This is a genomic window from Mesorhizobium sp. B2-8-5 (genome assembly GCF_006440675.2).
Classification (GTDB): domain Bacteria; phylum Pseudomonadota; class Alphaproteobacteria; order Rhizobiales; family Rhizobiaceae; genus Mesorhizobium.
In genome coordinates, this window is the sequence record NZ_CP083951.1 from 982,786 (window position 1) to 999,751 (window position 16,966).

At 64.8% G+C, this 16,966-nt stretch carries 17 protein-coding genes; 10 read left to right on the forward strand and 7 right to left on the reverse strand.

The genetic code is table 11. The annotated features are described in order from the left end of the window. Positions 1-316 precede the first annotated feature (316 nt). Positions 317-742, reverse strand: coding sequence for a GNAT family N-acetyltransferase (locus tag FJ430_RS04670; protein ID WP_140707286.1), 426 nt, complete (start codon positions 740-742; stop codon positions 317-319). A gap of 184 nt (positions 743-926) precedes the next feature. Between FJ430_RS04670 and leuD the strand changes: the two genes are divergently transcribed. The 5 genes from leuD to leuB all read left to right on the forward strand — a co-directional run bounded on the left by leuD (position 927) and on the right by leuB (position 5,221). Next, complete coding sequence (gene leuD / locus FJ430_RS04675) at positions 927-1,532, forward strand: 3-isopropylmalate dehydratase small subunit (RefSeq protein ID WP_140707284.1); 606 nt, start codon at positions 927-929, stop codon at positions 1,530-1,532. 72 nt (positions 1,533-1,604) lie between these two features. After that, positions 1,605-2,558, forward strand: a complete 954-nt coding sequence (locus FJ430_RS04680) for a hypothetical protein (protein ID WP_140707282.1) — start codon at positions 1,605-1,607, stop codon at positions 2,556-2,558. Between the two features lie 480 nt (positions 2,559-3,038). Next, entirely contained in the window at positions 3,039-3,437 is a 399-nt protein-coding gene (locus FJ430_RS04685; protein ID WP_140707280.1) for a RidA family protein, read from the forward strand. Continuing rightward, positions 3,434-3,784, forward strand: coding sequence for a VOC family protein (locus tag FJ430_RS04690; protein WP_140647186.1), 351 nt, complete (start codon positions 3,434-3,436; stop codon positions 3,782-3,784). The genes FJ430_RS04685 and FJ430_RS04690 overlap by 4 nt, the downstream gene beginning before the upstream one ends. A 333-nt stretch (positions 3,785-4,117) precedes the next feature. Further along, positions 4,118-5,221 (forward strand): 3-isopropylmalate dehydrogenase, encoded by a 1,104-nt coding sequence (leuB, locus tag FJ430_RS04695; protein WP_140707278.1) that lies wholly within the window; start codon positions 4,118-4,120, stop codon positions 5,219-5,221. A 323-nt stretch (positions 5,222-5,544) separates the two neighbouring features. Here the strand turns inward: leuB and FJ430_RS04700 are convergent, their stop codons facing one another. Further along, a complete protein-coding gene (locus FJ430_RS04700; protein WP_140707276.1) occupies positions 5,545-7,410 on the reverse strand; it encodes a DEAD/DEAH box helicase in 1,866 nt (621 codons plus the stop codon). Positions 7,411-8,077: 667 nt separating this feature from the next. Between FJ430_RS04700 and FJ430_RS04705 the strand changes: the two genes are divergently transcribed. After that, on the forward strand, positions 8,078-9,112 hold the full coding sequence (locus FJ430_RS04705; protein ID WP_140707272.1) for an aspartate-semialdehyde dehydrogenase: 1,035 nt from the start codon (positions 8,078-8,080) through the stop codon (positions 9,110-9,112). A gap of 517 nt (positions 9,113-9,629) precedes the next feature. Here the strand turns inward: FJ430_RS04705 and FJ430_RS04710 are convergent. Beyond that, complete coding sequence (locus FJ430_RS04710; protein WP_140707270.1) at positions 9,630-10,037, reverse strand: ACT domain-containing protein; 408 nt, start codon at positions 10,035-10,037, stop codon at positions 9,630-9,632. A 162-nt stretch (positions 10,038-10,199) separates the two neighbouring features. Between FJ430_RS04710 and FJ430_RS04715 the strand changes: the two genes are divergently transcribed. The 4 genes from FJ430_RS04715 (at position 10,200) to FJ430_RS04730 (ending at position 12,793) form a co-directional block, all read left to right on the forward strand. Then, positions 10,200-11,105: a bestrophin family protein gene (locus FJ430_RS04715; RefSeq protein WP_140658646.1), complete on the forward strand. Its 906-nt coding sequence runs from the start codon at positions 10,200-10,202 to the stop codon at positions 11,103-11,105. Between the two features lie 326 nt (positions 11,106-11,431). Continuing rightward, complete coding sequence (locus FJ430_RS04720) at positions 11,432-11,842, forward strand: DoxX family protein (protein ID WP_140647876.1); 411 nt, start codon at positions 11,432-11,434, stop codon at positions 11,840-11,842. Positions 11,843-11,854: 12 nt separating this feature from the next. Beyond that, positions 11,855-12,382, forward strand: a complete 528-nt coding sequence (locus FJ430_RS04725) for an SRPBCC family protein (protein WP_140707268.1) — start codon at positions 11,855-11,857, stop codon at positions 12,380-12,382. A gap of 147 nt (positions 12,383-12,529) precedes the next feature. After that, entirely contained in the window at positions 12,530-12,793 is a 264-nt protein-coding gene (locus FJ430_RS04730; protein WP_095770014.1) for a YMGG-like glycine zipper-containing protein, read from the forward strand. Between the two features lie 73 nt (positions 12,794-12,866). On the opposite strand, the gene rpsP is transcribed toward FJ430_RS04730, so the two are convergent. The 4 genes from rpsP to FJ430_RS04750 form a co-directional block, all read right to left on the reverse strand. Beyond that, a complete protein-coding gene (gene rpsP, locus FJ430_RS04735; RefSeq protein ID WP_140647874.1) occupies positions 12,867-13,268 on the reverse strand; it encodes a 30S ribosomal protein S16 in 402 nt (133 codons plus the stop codon). 49 nt (positions 13,269-13,317) lie between these two features. After that, positions 13,318-13,644, reverse strand: coding sequence for a chorismate mutase (locus tag FJ430_RS04740; RefSeq protein ID WP_095770012.1), 327 nt, complete (start codon positions 13,642-13,644; stop codon positions 13,318-13,320). A 7-nt stretch (positions 13,645-13,651) separates the two neighbouring features. Further along, a complete protein-coding gene (gene ffh / locus FJ430_RS04745; RefSeq protein WP_140707266.1) occupies positions 13,652-15,232 on the reverse strand; it encodes a signal recognition particle protein in 1,581 nt (526 codons plus the stop codon). 341 nt (positions 15,233-15,573) lie between these two features. After that, the gene (locus tag FJ430_RS04750) at positions 15,574-16,524 is read right to left on the reverse strand and encodes a CPBP family intramembrane glutamic endopeptidase (protein WP_140707264.1); all 951 of its coding nucleotides are present in this window, start codon (positions 16,522-16,524) and stop codon (positions 15,574-15,576) included. Between the last annotated feature and the right edge of the window lie 442 nt (positions 16,525-16,966).

Below are 16,966 nucleotides of genomic sequence, written 5' to 3' on the forward strand. Positions count from 1 at the left end.
GGTTGCATGTCAAGCGATGGCAAAAATATTCTGCCGCCTGATGACTGCTTGCCTAAGTTTTCTTGCTTGCCGGATTGTGCCTGTCTTGAGGTGGCTTCGCTTTTGAGCAGCGCCTTCCCCCACTCCGTCGCTGCTTCGCAGCGCCACCTCTCCCCCCTCCGGAGGGAGAGGAAGGGAGCCAGGGTCGGCGAACTCGCACGGTTCCTCTCCCCCGTCGATCGGGGGAGAGGTGTCGAGCGAAGCTCGACGGAGTGGGGGTCGATCTGGCTCGCCGGTTCCAGGCAGGAGTCGGCTCCGATATCGGTGGCGGTTCAGGTCAGCGCTTGCGGGAGAACCAGAAGGCGTCGCTCATGCGCGTCATGCCGATGCGCTCGTAGAAGCCAACGGCGTCGGGCATCGAGATCAGGCTTATGGCGACCGAAGGCCCGAGCTGCCGCTGCGCCTCGTCCATCAGGCCCTTGCCGACGCCGAGACCCTGTGCCGAGGCGGATACTGCGAGTTCGGAGATGTAGCAGACCCAGGAAAAATCGGTGATGCCGCGCGCGACGCCGATCAGCGGCTTGCCCTCGATGTCGAGCCGCGCTGTCAGCACCAGATTGGCATTGCCGAGCATTGTCTTCAGGCGCGCTTCGTCGTCGACGGGCCGTGTTGCACCGAGGCCGGATTCGACCAGCACACGGCGGAATTCGGCGACGTCGAGGGCAGGCTCGCTGGCGTAAAGGACTTTGGAAGGCTCAACCATGATCGCAGACTGCACCAGCCGGCCAGGATTTCGAAGCCGTTTTTTAGGTATTGCAGCTCCGGCGCGCATGCCATGCTCGACTTGGCCCAAGGCCCGCGCACGAACAGTTGCCTTTCATTTGCCGCCGGCTTTGTGTAAACCGTCCGGCAAAATTCCCCGCAAGCCAAGAAGACGGGCAAGGATCATGGATAAATTCACCAAGCTCACCGGCGTTGCCGCGCCCATGCCGATCGTCAATGTCGACACCGACATGATCATCCCGAAGGATTATCTGAAGACGATCAAGCGCACCGGGCTCGGCACCGGCCTGTTCGCCGAGATGCGCTACAATGAGGACGGTTCGGAGAACCCGGATTTCGTGCTCAACAAGCCGGCCTACCGCAAGGCGCAGATCCTGGTCGCCGGCGACAATTTCGGCTGCGGCTCGAGCCGCGAGCATGCGCCCTGGGCGCTGCTGGATTTCGGCATCCGCTGCGTGATTTCGACCTCGTTCGCCGACATCTTCTACAACAATTGCTTCAAGAACGGCATCCTGCCGATCACCGTCAGCCCGGAAGACCTCGACAAGCTGATGGACGACGCCTCGCGCGGCTCCAACGCAACGCTGTCGATCGATCTGGAAGCCAAGGAGATCCGCGGACCGGACGGCGGCGTGGTGACCTTCGACCTCGACGACTTCAAGCGCCATTGCCTCTTGAACGGCCTCGACGACATCGGGCTGACCATGGAGAAGGTCGGCGCCATCGCGTCCTTCGAGAAGAAGAATGCCGAGCAGCGCCCCTGGGCCTGAGCACCTAAGCTATATCGATAGGCCCCCGGCCATGGCAGGCCGGGTTCGTGGCGGCTGAATGGAGGGACAGTCATGACACGCTCGCTTCTGGCCGCCGCCGGCGCTTCGGCGGCAATAATCCTTCTCGCCACAATCGGCGCGAATGCGCAGACCGCCGCGCCGGCCACGCAGCCGGCGCCCGCCACGTCCGACCAGCCGGCGGCCGATCAAGGCGCATCCGACCAGGGATCGGGCAGCGACCAGGCCGCGTCGGATGACGACAAGCAGGCGCCGATCCCGTTCGAAGGCGGCCAGCTCACCATCACGCAGCCGGAGCAGGACGGCGAGAAGGTGCTGTCCTATGACGGCAAGCAGCTGGCCAGCAATTACGACGTCTTCTTCGACAGGATCGTCAAGATCGGCGACGTCAACGTGGCGCTGGTCGATGTCGGCGACGGCGGCAACCAGTGCGGTCCGGCCAAGGTCATCGTCTGGAAGCCGAAGGACGGCGAGATCCAGACCACCACGGTCGAGCAGGACGAATGCGGCGCGCCGCCGGCCGCAATCTCCGACAGCGCCATCTATTTCGTGCCCTATCTGCTGCCCGGCGATTCCAAGCCGGCGCTGCAATGGTCGCCCACGGAAGGGCTGACGACCTCCGGCAACCTGACCTACACGCCCGAACCCGGCACCGGCTGGAAGGACGTCGACCCGTCGAAATACGACAACATCATCGACGCCTTCCACAACGAGGCCGTCTACAAGGCCGGACAGGCGCTGCTGGGCGACGACATGCCCGACATGGCGACCAGCCTTTTGGTCGGCGGCGGCACCGAAAAGACGGCATCGGGCGCCTTCTACGCCACCGGTTGCGTGCCGCATGACTGCGGCGGCAATGACGGCTTCATGGCGGTCGACCAGGCCAAGCAGAAAGTCTATTTCGCCCGCCGCGGCGACAATGGCGAGCCGCAGGCCTGGCCACCGGTCAAGGACTGGCCGCCGGACATCAAGAAGGCCTATGACGACGCGCAAGGGTCGGGGAATTAAGGTATACTGATATTCAGGTGAGGCCGGCCTGCAAGTGGCGGCCTCCTGCGCTTCCGGTGCTCACGTACTTAAGTACGCTCCGCTCCGGTTCTCGGCAGCCACCACTTTCGACTCGGCCTGACCTGAAGCTCAACATACCTTAGGCCGGTGTCTTGCTGATCACCCGTCAGCTTCGTCATCCACGGGCGGAGCGACGCGCAGCGGAGCCCAGGCCCGAGGATCCATGCCGTGACGGTTGCCGCAGAGTGCATCGGAGCAGAATTCTGCACCGCTGGCGGCGCTTCGACGTCACGGCATGGATTCCAGGGTCTGCGCGCGTCGCTTCGCTCCTTGCTCCGCCCTGGAATAACGACCGGAGGAAGGCCCAGACCAATCTCCAAGGCTTGCGCCTGCCTTCGTGACAATGCTCCGCCCGGCTTGGCCCACGATCTGCGCCGCTCCGCCTGCTAAATGCAGGCCTGCAACCCAACGAGGCCGCCCATGCGCAAGCTCATCTCCACTGGCTCCCCCTTCGAGAAGATCGCCGGCTATTCGCGCGCGGTGGTGCAGGGCGACTGGTGTTTCGTGTCCGGAACGACCGGCTACGACTATGCCACCATGACGATGCCGGATACGGTCGAGGCGCAGACGCGCAATTGCCTCGCGACCATCGCCAAGGCGCTGGCCGATGGCGGCTTCGACATGGCCGACGTGGTGCGGGCGCATTATTACATCACCGACCAGGCCTTCGTTGACGTGGTCTTCCCGATCCTCGGCGAGGCGTTCGGCGACATCCGCCCGGCGGCGACGATGATCGTGTGCCAGCTCAACAAGTCGGAGATGAAGATCGAGATCGAGGTGACGGCGCTGCGGCGCACGGCACAGGGGCCGGAGCGATGACTGTCCGACGCATCGTAGCCAACATCGCCACAAGGGACATCGCGGCGGCGAAGCGCTTCTATCATGACGTGCTTGGCCTCGACATCCTCATGGATCAAGGCTGGATCGCCACCTATGGATCCGAGGAACGGATGCAGGCGCAGGTGAGCTTCATGGCCGAGGGCGGATCGGGTACGCCGGTGCCGGACCTTTCGATCGAGGTCGACGACGTGGATGCGGCGCTTGCGGGTATGAAGGCCGCCGGCTTCGCCGTCGAATATGGCCCGGCTGACGAGCCCTGGGGCGTGCGGCGCTTCTATGTGCGCGACCCGTTCGGCCGGCTGGTGAATATCCTGTCGCATCGGTAGGCGCTGCCGGTCTTCTTGAGACGCTGGCGGGACAGCACCCCTCTCTGTCCTGCCGGCTTTCGTCGCTCGGAAAGCCGAGCAATTGGCTTCCCGTCCGCTGCGCGGACCGCTCCTCAACCCCCGCAAGGGGGAGATTGGCAGCTTGGCCGCCCCGCTCCTCTTTTTCAACGTCGGCGATTGGCGAAGGCCGAAGTGCATCGATCTCCCCCCTTGCGGGGGAGATGCCCGGCAGGGCAGAGGGGGTGTGAAGGATCTCGGCGCTCGTCCCCTTGCGCCGCAAGCGCTTGCCGTTTAGCAAGGCGCCGGTTCAATTCTCTCACCGGACGGTTCTCCATGGCTTCGAAAAATCTCTTCCTGCTCGCCGGCGACGGCATCGGCCCTGAGGCCATGACCGAGGTGAAGAAGCTGATCAAGGCCATGAACGACAAGCTCGGCAGCGGCTTCGCCACCGACGAGGGGCTGGTCGGCGGCTGCGCTTACGACGCGCATGGCGCGGCGATCTCCGATGCAGACATGGCAAAGGCGATGGCGGCGGATGCGGTGCTGTTCGGCGCCGTCGGCGGGCCGAAATGGGATGCCGTGCCCTACGAGGTGCGCCCCGAGGCCGGCCTGCTGCGGCTGCGCAAGGACATGGAGCTGTTCGCCAACCTCAGGCCCGCGATCTGCTACCCGGCTTTGGCCGCCTCTTCCTCGCTCAAGCAGGACGTGGTCGAGGGCCTGGATATCCTTATTGTGCGCGAGCTCACCGGCGGCGTCTATTTCGGCGAGCCGAAACAGATCATCGATCTCGGCAACGGCCAGAAGCGCGGCATCGACACCCAGGTCTACGACACGTTCGAGATCGAGCGCATTTCGGGCGTCGCCTTCGAGCTGGCGCGCACGCGCAAGAACCACGTCACCTCGATGGAAAAGCGCAACGTCATGAAGTCGGGCGTGTTGTGGAACGAAGTGGTCGGCCAGACGCACAAGGCCAGATACCGCGACGTCAAGCTCGACCACATGCTGGCCGATGCCGGCGGCATGCAGCTGGTGCGCTGGCCGAAGCAGTTCGACGTCATCGTCACCGACAATCTGTTCGGCGACATGCTGTCCGACATCGCCGCCATGCTGACCGGCTCGATCGGCATGCTGCCGTCGGCCTCACTCGGCGCGCCGGATGTGAAGACCAAGAAGCGCAAGGCGCTCTACGAGCCGGTGCACGGCTCGGCGCCCGACATCGCCGGCAAGGGCATCGCCAACCCGATCGCGATGATCGCGTCCTTCGCCATGTGCCTGCGCTATTCCTTCGGCATGGTCGCCGAGGCCGACAAGCTCGAAGCGGCGATCGCCGCCGTGCTCGACGACGGCCTGCGCACCAAGGACATCTTCTCGGAAGGCATGAAGGAAGTCGGCACCACCGAAATGGGCGACGCCATCATCGCCAAGTTCCTGGGGTGAAACCAGCCGGTCGGCCCGACGTTGCGGGAGCCGGCAGCCACCACGCCTTCGTCATTCCATGGCGGAGCAAGGAGCGAAGCGACGCAGCACAGACCATGGATCCATTCCGTGACCTATGAGCGTCGCAGCGGTTCAGAAAAAGCCTTCGTTCCGCACCGTCGCGACTCTTCGCGCGAGGTCACGGAATGGATCCTCGGGTCTACGCGTCCGCTTCGCTCCCGCTCCGCCCGTGGATGACGAAGTTCGGACGCTTCAGCTAATCTCCGAGGTTGGCGATCTACCCGGCGCTCGCCGCGGGTCGGCTTCCAACTTCCGTCGCGATCTTACGCTGGCCGCTTCTTCTGCTTCTTGCGCTTTGCCGACTGGTCGGATTTCGGCTTGTCGAACTTCGCCTTTGCCGGCTTCTTCGCCCAAGATTTCGCCTCGCCGCCAGGCTGTCGCTCGCCCGGTTCCCGCTTCTCGAATCTGGGGCTCTTCTGGTCGAAAGCACCCTTGCCGCGATGCGGCTTCTTGTCCGGCTTCGGCGGCTGGTAGCCGGCGCGCGACAGGTCCGGCGTGCCGTCGATCCGCTTGACCGCGATGTTGCCCTGCAGCTTGCGGTCGGGGCCGATCGCGGCGACGAACCGGTCGGCCCAGTCGGCGGCGATCTGCACGAAGGTTTCTTCCGGCTGCATCTTGATGGCGCCGATCTCGCGCTTGGACATGCCGGCGGTGCGACACAGCATCGGGATCAGCCAGCGCGGCTCGGCATTCTGCCGGCGGCCGACCGAAAGCGAGAACCAGACGCTGTCGCCGAAATCGTCGCGGCGGCTGGGTGTCTCCTCCCGGCGCGCGAATTTCTCGCCCGCCAATCTTTCATGCGAAGGCGTGAACGGCGCGACGTCGAGCAGGTCCTCAGGCGCCGAGCGGCTGCTGCGGCAAAGCCGCACGAAGGCAGCCGCCACTTGTTCGGCGCCGTGCTGGTCGAGCAGCGTCTCGATGAAGGAGCGCTCCTCCTCGTTGATCGGTTCGGCAAGCGCGGGATCGGCCAGAATGCGCTCGTCGTCGCGGCGCAGCACATCGTCGGCCGAGGGCGGGCTCGCCCATGTCGCCTTGATGCCGGCATTGCCAAGCAGCCGCTCGGTGCGCCTGCGGGCATTGCCCGGCACGATGAGCGCGCTGACGCCCTTGCGCCCGGCGCGGCCCGTGCGACCACTGCGATGCAGCAGCGTCTCGGGGTTGGTCGGCAGATCGGCATGCACCACCAGCTCGAGATTGGGCAGGTCGATGCCGCGCGCCGCGACATCCGTTGCGATGCAAACTTTTGCGCGGCCGTCGCGCATCGCCTGCAGCGCGTGGCTGCGCTCGTTCTGGCTGAGCTCGCCCGACAGCGCCACGACGGAGAAATTGCGGTTGTTGAAGCGCGCCGTCAGGTGGTTGACCGCCGCGCGTGTGTTGCAGAACACCAGCGCGTTTTGCGCCTCGTAGTAGCGCAGCACGTTGATGATGGCGTTTTCCCGGTCGGCCTGGGCAACGCTGAGCGCTCGGTATTCGATGTCGAGATGCTGCTTTTCCTCGCCGCCGGCGGAGATCCGCACCGCGTCGCGCTGGTAGCCCTGGGCGAGCGTTGCGATGGAGCGCGGCACGGTGGCGGAAAACATCAGCGTGCGGCGCTCGGGCGGTGCGGCATCGAGGATGAATTCGAGGTCTTCGCGAAAACCGAGGTCGAGCATCTCGTCGGCCTCGTCGAGCACCACGGCCTTCAGCGCCGACATGTCGAGCGCGCCGCGCGTGATGTGGTCGCGCAGCCGCCCGGGCGTGCCGACGACGATGTGGGCGCCGCGTTCCAGCGCGCGCCGCTCGGTGCGCATGTCCATGCCGCCGACGCAGGAGGCGATCTGCGCGCCAGTCAGTTCGTAAAGCCATTCGAGCTCGCGCCGCACCTGCAGCGCCAGCTCGCGCGTCGGCGCCACGACCAGCCCCAGCGGCGCGCCGGCGACGGCGAAACGCTCAGCACCGCCAAGCAGGGTCGGCGCCACAGCAAGGCCGAAGGCGACGGTCTTGCCGGACCCGGTCTGCGCCGAAACCAGCGCGTCGGCTTGGCCGAGCTCCGGCCCAAGCACCGCCTTCTGCACCGGCGTCAGCGCTGAATAACCGCGCTTTTCCAGCGCCTCCGCCAGCGCAGGAACGATCGTTTCGAAACTGGACATTTTCTTCTTTCGGAATTCGGGGTTCTGTGCTCGTCGTGGAGCACAAGGCCGGCACTGCGCCAGCCAAAGGATATTTGGGCGTTCGTACTTCTTGCGGCCTCACTTGTATAGTGCATCGGCTCCACCGGAACCGCGACCATGCTGTGCCGGCTGGCGAAACCGCTCGCGAGAGCGCCCCTCTCCCCGTCACTATACGGGGAGAGGATGCCGGCAGGCAGGTGAGGGGCAGCGCGACCGCTGATAGGTAAGGCAGGGGCGAGGCTTCAGGCCTCACTTCCGGACGAGCTAACTGTCGAAGTCGGCGCCGCCCCTCATCCGCCCTTCGGGCACCTTCTCCCCGTATAGTGACGGGGAGAAGGAGAGAGTTGCGCCAATTGACTCTTTCATCAAACCGCGTAAAAGCCCGCGTCGAACGGGATCGTTTTTCGATGCGCGGCCTTTTGATGGCTCTTCTTGCATTCGATTCCCCCAGCCACAATGTAACGCATTGGGCTGGGCGCTTAGACGCGTCCGTTCGTTCCAGCAAAACTACGGCCAAAACCACCACCAAAACGGTGTGATTCCCTTGGCCTAACCACCCTCTCCCGGGTCCGGCCCGGGGACGGAACCCGCATGAGGCCGGCGGGTTTTCTCCAACAACCAAGCGGAGAGGGACAGGAGATATCAGATGAGTTTCAAGATTGCGGTAGTCGGCGCCACGGGCAATGTGGGCCGCGAAATGCTCAACATTCTGGACGAACGCGGCTTCCCGGTGAGCGAAGTGGTGGCGCTGGCGTCGCGGCGCAGCCAGGGCACCGAAGTGTCCTTCGGCGACCGCACGCTGAAGGTCAAGGCGCTCGACCAGTACGATTTTTCCGATACCGACATCTGCGTCATGTCGGCGGGCGGCAATGTGTCGAAGGAATGGTCGCCGAAGATCGGCAAGCAGGGCTGCGTCGTCATCGATAATTCGTCGGCCTTCCGATACGATCCGGACGTGCCGCTGATCGTGCCGGAGGTCAACCCGGACGCGATCTCGCTGTTTACACGCAAGAACATCATCGCCAACCCGAACTGCTCGACCGCGCAGCTCGTCGTGGCGCTGAAGCCGCTGCATGACATCGCCACCATCAAGCGCGTCGTCGTCGCCACCTACCAGTCGGTCTCCGGCGCCGGCAAGGAAGGCATGGATGAGCTGTTCACCCAGACCCGCGCGGTGTTCGTCGCCGACCAGGTCGACGTCAAGAAGTTCACCAAGCGCATCGCCTTCAACGTCATCCCGCATATCGACGTCTTCCTCGACGACGGCTTCACCAAGGAAGAGTGGAAGATGGTCGCCGAGACCAAGAAGATGCTCGACCCAAAGATCAAGCTGACGGCGACCTGCGTGCGCGTGCCGGTGTTCATCGGCCATTCGGAAGCCGTCAACATCGAGTTCGAGAAGCCGATCACGGCGGATGAAGCGCGCGAGATCCTGCGCGAGGCGCCCGGCTGCCAGGTGCTCGACAAGCGCGAGAACGGCGGCTACATCACGCCGCTCGAATCGGCTGGCGAGGACGCCACGTTCATCTCGCGCATCCGCGAGGATTCGACCGTCGACAACGGCCTGTCGATGTGGGTGGTCTCCGACAATCTGCGCAAGGGCGCGGCGCTGAACGCCGTGCAGATCGCCGAGCTGCTGGTCGAGCGCGGCCTCATCCAGCCGAAGAAGAAGGCGGCCTGACGGAAGTTTGTTTTCGCTCACGGGCCGTATCGCCGCTGCCGCGGCTGGCCCTCCGCGAGGGCGCCGGACGACCGGCGGCCCGCGGTCGCGGGCTCGGCCCTTGGCCGTTTGGTTTCTCGCTCACGGGCCGTATCGCCGCTGCCGCGGCTGGCCCTCCGCGGGGGCGCCGGACGACAGGCGGCCCGCGGTCGCGGGCTCGGCCTTCGGCAGTTTGTTTTCGCTCGCGGGCCGTATCGCCGCTGCCGCGGCGGGCCCTCCGCGGGGGGCGCCGGACGACCGGCGGCCCGCAGTCGCGGGCTCGGCCTTTGGCCGGGACGCCCTTCCTTCTCCCGGTTCAACGGGGAGAAGGTGCCCGAAGGGCGGATGAGGGGCAGCGCCGGCCTATGAGTGACCGGACCGAAATCACCGTACGCCCGGCCATCGGCTCCGATGCCGCCACCATCGCGAAATATCCGGCAGGCCTTCCTTGTTGGCCGAGCCGTCGCCGAAACCATCTCTATGCGCTCAGGCGCTGAGTTCACCCACCGCTTTCCGCCGCCAACCGCTGCAATATGGCCAGCGCCTCCTCGGCCCGGTCGGCGGGCACGAAGAGATGGTCGTGATGGAAGGCCGAGACCGGATTGACGCTCATGCCGGCCGCCGCGAGCCGTCTCGTGATGGCGGCGAGGAAGCCGACGGCTTCCAGCGAGGAGTGGATGTCGAGCGTGATCATCCGGCAGCGGAACGTTCCGGCAAGGCCGGCGGCCTTCGCCTCGTCTTCGGTTGTGACCAGGGTCAGGCCTTCCCGCTCGCGAAATTGCATGATGGGATCGAGTCTCGCCGGAACCGGCGTGTCCGGCGCCAGCGTCGCGAACACATAGACGTCGGCAAGCAGTTGCGGCGTCATCGACGCGAGCAGTTTTTGCAGGTCGGTCTCGCCCGTCATCGTCGCTCCTCCTCTTGGCAGTCGCAGTCGCATGTCTCAATACATGCAAGGGCCGACGGTCCGGCCGTGCCGACGACATCTCGATGTCGCTTGCTGTCGCGCCGCGGGCATCGACCGCACAATAAGACATCAAAGCCAGGCCGGCTTGCAAAGGTTAACCCGATGATCGTCCGACCGCGTCCGACATTCCTGCAATTGTTCTTCATCATGCGTGGTTCGGTGGTGCCGCGCATCCTGCCGCAGATTTTCGGCTTCGCCCTCTATTCGGCGGTCATCCTGCTTCTGGCGCGACAGTTCCAGCTCGACCTCAGCGCTTTCAGCATCGCGCCTTTCGGGCTCGTCGGCGTGACGCTCTCGATCTATCTGTCGTTCCGCAACAACGCCGCCTATGACCGCTGGTGGGAGGCGCGCAAACTCTGGGGCGCGCTGGTTTTCGAGATACGCAACCTGGCGCGCGCCACCACCAGCCTGGTCGGCGACCGCGCCGAGCAGCGCGCGCTTCTGATGGAGGCGCTTGCCTTCTGCCACCTGCTGCGCGGGCAACTGCGCAAAATCGACAGCATAAAGGACGCCCGCGCCTTCATCGGCGACGAGGTCGACAAGGCCGCCGCCCGCACCAACCCGGCCGACGACATGGTCCGCCGCATGGGCCGGCGCGCCAATGCGCGGCGCGAGGCGGGCGCGCTCGACCCGATCGGCTTCCGCATCCTCGATGAAAGGCTGGCCGCGATCGCCGCCATCCAGGCCGGCTGCGAGCGGATCGCCGGCACGCCCTTGCCCTTCGCCTATACGCTGCTGGTGCACCGCACGGCCTATGTCGTCTGCCTGCTCTTGCCGATCGGCCTGGTCTCGACCACGGGTTGGGCGACGCCGCTGTTCACGGCGCTGATCGCCTATACGTTCTTCGGCCTCGACGCGCTGTCGGAGGAGCTCGAGGACCCGTTCGGCATCGAGGCCAACGACTTGGCGCTCGACGGCCTTTGCCGCGTCTGCGAGATCTCCGTGTTCGAGGCGCTGGACGAGACTCCGCCGAAGATGATCGCGGCCGACAAGTTCTATTTCTCTTAGGAGGTCGACCCACGAGGGCTCTGCCCTCGGAGATTGGTCGAAAGCGCTGTGTTCTCTTCGTCATTCTAGGGCGAAGCAAGGAGCGAAGCTCCGTCGCGGAGACCCTCGATCCTGTGTGTTGGTCACGGGCGCCATCGGGCCAGAAGTTAAGATCGCCTGGCTGGAGCTTCATTCTAGAGCGCTGCATTTTTCGTTCGACGTCACGGCATGGATACTCGGGTCAAGCCCGAGTATGACGAAGGCGTGTAGGATCGCGGCATGTTCCTTCGTCCTTGGATCGAACCCGGCAAATGGCCGGCATTCGAAACCATCAGGAGGGAATATCCATGAGCATTTCCGAAGCCGCGCCTGCTTCAAAAGGCGCTTTGTGGGCCGGGCGCGCGCTCAGCGGCGTCATCGTCCTGTTCATGATCTTCGACGGCGCCATCAAGCTGCCGCCGCTCGACATCGTCACGCAAACGATGGCGCAGCTCGGCTGGCCGGCCGATCCGAATGTGGCGCGCATGCTGGGCGTCATCGGCCTGGTCTCGACCGCGCTCTACGCATGGCCACGCACGTCGGTGCTCGGCGCCATCCTGCTCACCGCCTATATGGGCGGCGCGATTTCGACGCATGTGCGGATTGGCAACCCGCTGTTCTCGCACACGCTGTTTGGCGTCTATCTCGGCATTATCCTGTGGGGCGGGCTCTATCTGCGCGACGCAAGAGTGCGCGCGCTGATCCCGTTTTCGCGATAGGGAGGAGAAGAGATGTTTGCCACCATCCTCATCATCCTGGCCCTCATCATCGCCGCCGTGCTGGTCTATGCCGCGACCCGGCCGAACGATTTCGTCGTCACCCGCTCGGCCAGCATCAAGGCGCCGGCCGAGACGATCTTTCCACTGATCAACGATTTCCGGCGTTGGCCGGAGTGGTCGCCCTTCGAAAAGCTCGACCCCCAGATGCAGCGCACGCTGTCCGGCGCCGAAAGCGGCAAGGGCGCGGCCTATGCCTGGGAGGGCAATTCCAAGGCCGGCAAGGGGCGCATGGAAATCGTCAACTCGGTGCCGTCCTCGCTGGTTTCGCTCAAACTCGATTTCGAAAAGCCGTTCAGGGCCAACAACAGTGTCGACTTCTCGCTTTCGCCGTCCGGCGAGGGCACGACCGTCACCTGGGCGATGCGCGGCGCGAGGCCCTTCATCGCCAAGCTGATGGGCCTGTTCATGAATTTCGACACGCTGATCGGCAAGGATTTCGAGGCCGGGCTCGGCAATCTGAAGCGCCTCACCGAGCGGTGAAAACCACGAAGTTTCAATGCGTTGGCGCTCAGTACCGTAAATCCGGCCGGCGCGTAGCCGGCCAATCTTCATCATCTGCGGGATCAATTCAGCTGTTCGTGAGTTTAGGGCATGGCGGCGAGGACGGCGCTTGAGAGAGGAACAGCAATGAAGAAAGCAATTACCATCCTGGTGCTGACGGTGGCCCTTGGCGCCTGCTCGCAAACAGAAAAGGGTGCTGCGATCGGCGGCCTGGGCGGTGCGGCGGTCGGTGCCGCGGTGGCAGGCGATCCGGTGCAAGGCGCGGTGGTCGGCGGCGCTGTTGGCGCAGTGGCCGGCGCGCTGATCGGTCATGCCAGCGAAGCCGGCCAGTGCCGCTACCGCGACCGCTACGGACGCGTTTATGTGGCGCGCTGCCCGTCCGGCTATTGAGGCATCGGACCGGACAATCGAATAAAAAACGGCGGGCATGGGCCCGCCGTTCTCGTTAACGAAAAAGCCGTGATTACTCGGCGGTGGCGGCTTCAGCCTCGGCCGGCGCGGCGGTCGCCGCGGCGGCGGCAGCGGCCGCGTCTTCCTGGGCCTTCTTCAAAAGGGCGGCGCGTTCCTGCGCCTTCTTGCCGGGCAGGGCCTTGTTCGGGTTCGAGCGGGTCTCGCGCTTGGCAAGGCCGGCCTCGTCGAGGAAGCGCAGCACGCGGTCGGTCGGCTGGGCGCCATGCGACAGCCAATGCTTGATGCGATCGGCGTCGACCTTGACGCGCTCGCCGTCCTTCGGCAGCAGCGGGTTCCACGAGCCGAGCGACTCGATGAACCGGCCGTCGCGCGGCGAACGGGCGTCGGCGACGACGACGTGGTAGTAGGGACGCTTCTTCGAGCCCGCACGGGCCAGTCTGATCTTCAGTGCCATTGTTTTCTCCTAAAAGCTCTGATTTCGTTGATGAGTTTTCAGCTGGGTTTCAGCCGGTTTTCGTCACGCCGTTGGCAGCGGCGATCTGTTCGTGGTGCCGGATCACTTCGCGGACGACGAAGTTGAGGAATTTCTCCGCGAAATCCGGGTCGAGATGCGCATCCTTCGCCAGTTGGCGAAGGCGGGCGATCTGCTGCTGCTCACGCGCGGGGTCGGCGGGCGGCAGGCCATGCTCGGCCTTCAGGACGCCGACGGCCTTGGTGCAGCGGAAGCGCTCGGCCAGCATATGGATGAGGGCGGCGTCGATGTTGTCGATCGAAGCGCGGTAGCCAGCCAGGATGGCGCGTGCGTCGGCCATGTCTTTCTCCTCGTTCATCGCCCCCTCACTTCTTTTTCCCAAGGCCGGGCAGCCCGCCGGCGCCGAGGCCCGGAAGACCCGGAAGCTTCATGCCGCCGGGCAGGCCCGGCAGTCCGCCGCCACCGGGAAGTCCGCCCGGCATGCCTTTGCCGAGACCGGCGGCCTGCGCCTGCTTCTGCAGGGCCTCGAGCTGCTTGGGATCCATCCTGGAAAGATCGGGCATGCCGCCGCCCGGCATCATGCCGCCAAGGCCCATTTTCGAGGCGAGGCCGCCCATCATGCCGCGCATGAGGCCGCCGCCTTTGCCCTTGCCGCCCATCGCCTTCATCATGTCGGCCATGCCGCGGTGCATCTTCAACAGCTTGTTGATCTCGGCCGCGTCGGTGCCGGAGCCGGCGGCGATGCGCTTCTTGCGCGAGTGTTTGAGCATATCGGGGTTGGCGCGCTCGGCCTTGGTCATCGAGGAGATGATGGCGAGCTGGCGGCCGAACATCTTGTCGTCGAGGCCGGCGGCGGCGAGCTGGTCCTTCATCTTGCCCATGCCGGGCATCATGCCCATGATGCCGCCCATGCCGCCCATTTTCGACATCTGCTGAAGCTGCTGGGCGAGGTCGTTCAGGTCGAACTTGCCCGACTGCATCTTCTTGGCCATCGCCGCCGCCTGCTCGGCGTCGATGGTCTCGGCGGCCTTCTCGACGAGCGAGACGATGTCGCCCATGCCGAGGATGCGGTCGGCGATGCGCTTGGGGTGGAATTCCTCCAGCCCGTCCATCTTTTCGCCGGTGCCGATCAGCTTGATCGGCTTGCCGGTCACGGCGCGCATCGAAAGGGCCGCGCCGCCGCGGCCGTCGCCGTCCATGCGGGTCAGAACCAGGCCGGTGATGCCGACGCGTTCGTCGAAGCTCTTGGCAAGGTTGACGGCGTCCTGGCCGGTCAGCGAGTCGGCGACCAGCAGGATCTCGTGCGGGCTCGACACCTTCTTGATGTCGGCCATCTCGACCATCAGCGGCTCGTCGATATGGGTGCGGCCGGCGGTGTCGAGGATGACGACGTCATGGCCGCCGAGCCTGGCGGCCTGCACGGCGCGCTTGGCGATATCGACCGGGCTCTGGCCGGCGATGATCGGCAAGGTAGCGACCTTGGTCTGCTCGCCGAGCTGGCGCAGCTGCTCTTGTGCTGCGGGCCGCCGCGTGTCGAGCGAGGCCATCAGGACCTTCTTGTTCTGCCGCTCGGTCAGGCGCTTGGCGATCTTGGCCGAGGTGGTCGTCTTGCCGGAGCCCTGCAGGCCGACCATCATGACCACGACGGGCGCCGGCGCGTTGAGGTCGATGGCGACGCCCTCGGCGCCGAGCATGTCGACCAGTTCGTCATGGACGATCTTGACGACCATCTGTCCGGGCTTGATCGACTTCAGCACCGCGGCGCCGACCGCCTTCTCGCGCACCTTGTCGGTGAAGGAGCGAACCACTTCCAGCGCGACGTCGGCCTCGAGCAGCGCACGGCGCACCTCGCGCAAAGCCGCCGAGACATCCGCCTCGGACAGCGCGCCGCGGCCAGTCAGGCCGTTCAGGATGGAGCCAAGACGCTCCTGGAGGGATTCAAACATCTGCGGTCCTTGATCTCGGTGGGTTTCGACCGAGAGGTAGTGCGTTCGCGCCGGGTCGCCAAGCAAAAGCGCAAAGCCAAAAAGCACCCGGGGGCGCATCGCGCTGCCGGGTGTTGGCCTCCAGGATCTCTTTACAGCACCGGCCTCAAAGAGGCTTCGGCGTCCTGGTCGGCTTTCGCGAAAGAAAACTCGTCGCGGAATTCAGCGGCTCTAGACAGGAAATTGGCCGCGGAGTCAAGGCTGATGCATGTCGCGCAAAAGTGCGCAGCGGTTTTGCGGCAACGGCATGCATCAAAAAACAATGCCGGAATCCGAGCCAAAACGCCGCTATTGTCGATAACTCAGCCCAGGCTTTGCTTGATCGTCCCGACCCTGAGCGGCGAGCGGCGGTGCAAAAGCAAGAGCATCGTCAAAAGCGTGCTGACGATACCGATCGCGGCGATGAGAACGGCGTCCAGCCCGGTCCAGCCGGGGCCTTCAAGGGGCTTGGCATTAAGCAGCGCGAAGCCATTGTAGCCCTCCTGGTGCGAGATCAGCAGGAAGCCGGTCAGATTGTTGCCGAGATGGGCGCCGAAACCGGCGCCCAGATTGCCGGTGACATAGACCAGGAGCGTGAGCAGCAGGGCAAAGGTGCCGATCGAGACCAGCACGCAGGCATTGATGGCAAGTGTCGAGGCCGAATTCCAGTGCAGCGACGCGAACAGCAGCCCGGGCAGCAGCGCCCAGACCAGCGGGCTGCTGAAGCGATAGGCGAGGCCGCGCAGCAGATAGCCGCGAAACAGCATCTCCTCCGACGAGGTCTGTAGAAAGGCGAGCAGCACGATCGGCACCAGGAAGAGCAGCCAGGACGAAAAGGCGATCGGTCCGCGCGCGATCTCGGGCTGCAGCCAATAGAGCAAGACCTCGGAAAAGAGCGAGGTGATCATCACCGCGGCCAGGCCCTTGAGGAAATCGCCGCCCGCGACGCGGCGGCTGACGCCGAACAGGGCCGACAGCGGCTCACCGTGGACGAAGCGCATCGCCACCCACAGGCCGATCCAGATGCCGGCAAAGGAGGTCAGCGCGCTCAGGATGCCGGTGGGCGATGCCAGGAAGTCCTGCATGTAGCGCCCGGTCGAGGGGCCGGGGAGACGCCAGACGATGTAGACATAGGTGCCGGCAAACAGCACCAGAGCCGTCATCGCCATCCAGAAGGCGATGACGATCGCCGTCCCGAAGAACAGGCGCAGCAAATTGGTCTTTCCGTTCGGCGAGCGGCGATAGCGCTCGAAGGCGGCATTTTCGATCGTCACGCGGCTCCCCTGCCGAAGGCTTTCGGCTGCATGATCTATGGCGACCAGTGGTTACCGCGTGATTACGCCATCGAGGTTCGCGGCTGAATAGGATCGGCTCGAGCACAATGCGGCGCGGACGCCACGGTTGGAAACTTGCTGAAACGTATATCGATCGTCATCCTGGGGCGGAGCAAGGAGCGAAGTGACGCCGCGCAGACCCTTGGATCCATTCCGTTACCTGTAAGCGTCACGACGGTGCAGAACGATCTCTGTTCTGCGCCGACTTTACCCTTCGCGCAAAGTCACGGAATGGATCCTCGGGTCTACGCGTCCGCTTCGCTTCCGCTCCGCCCGTGGATGACGAAATTCGGAAGCTTCGGCAATCCACAAACGTCTGCTGCGCGGCATCGAACAGATGCAGGCGGCCTGAGCCGCCGGCACACAAAAGAAACGGCCGCCA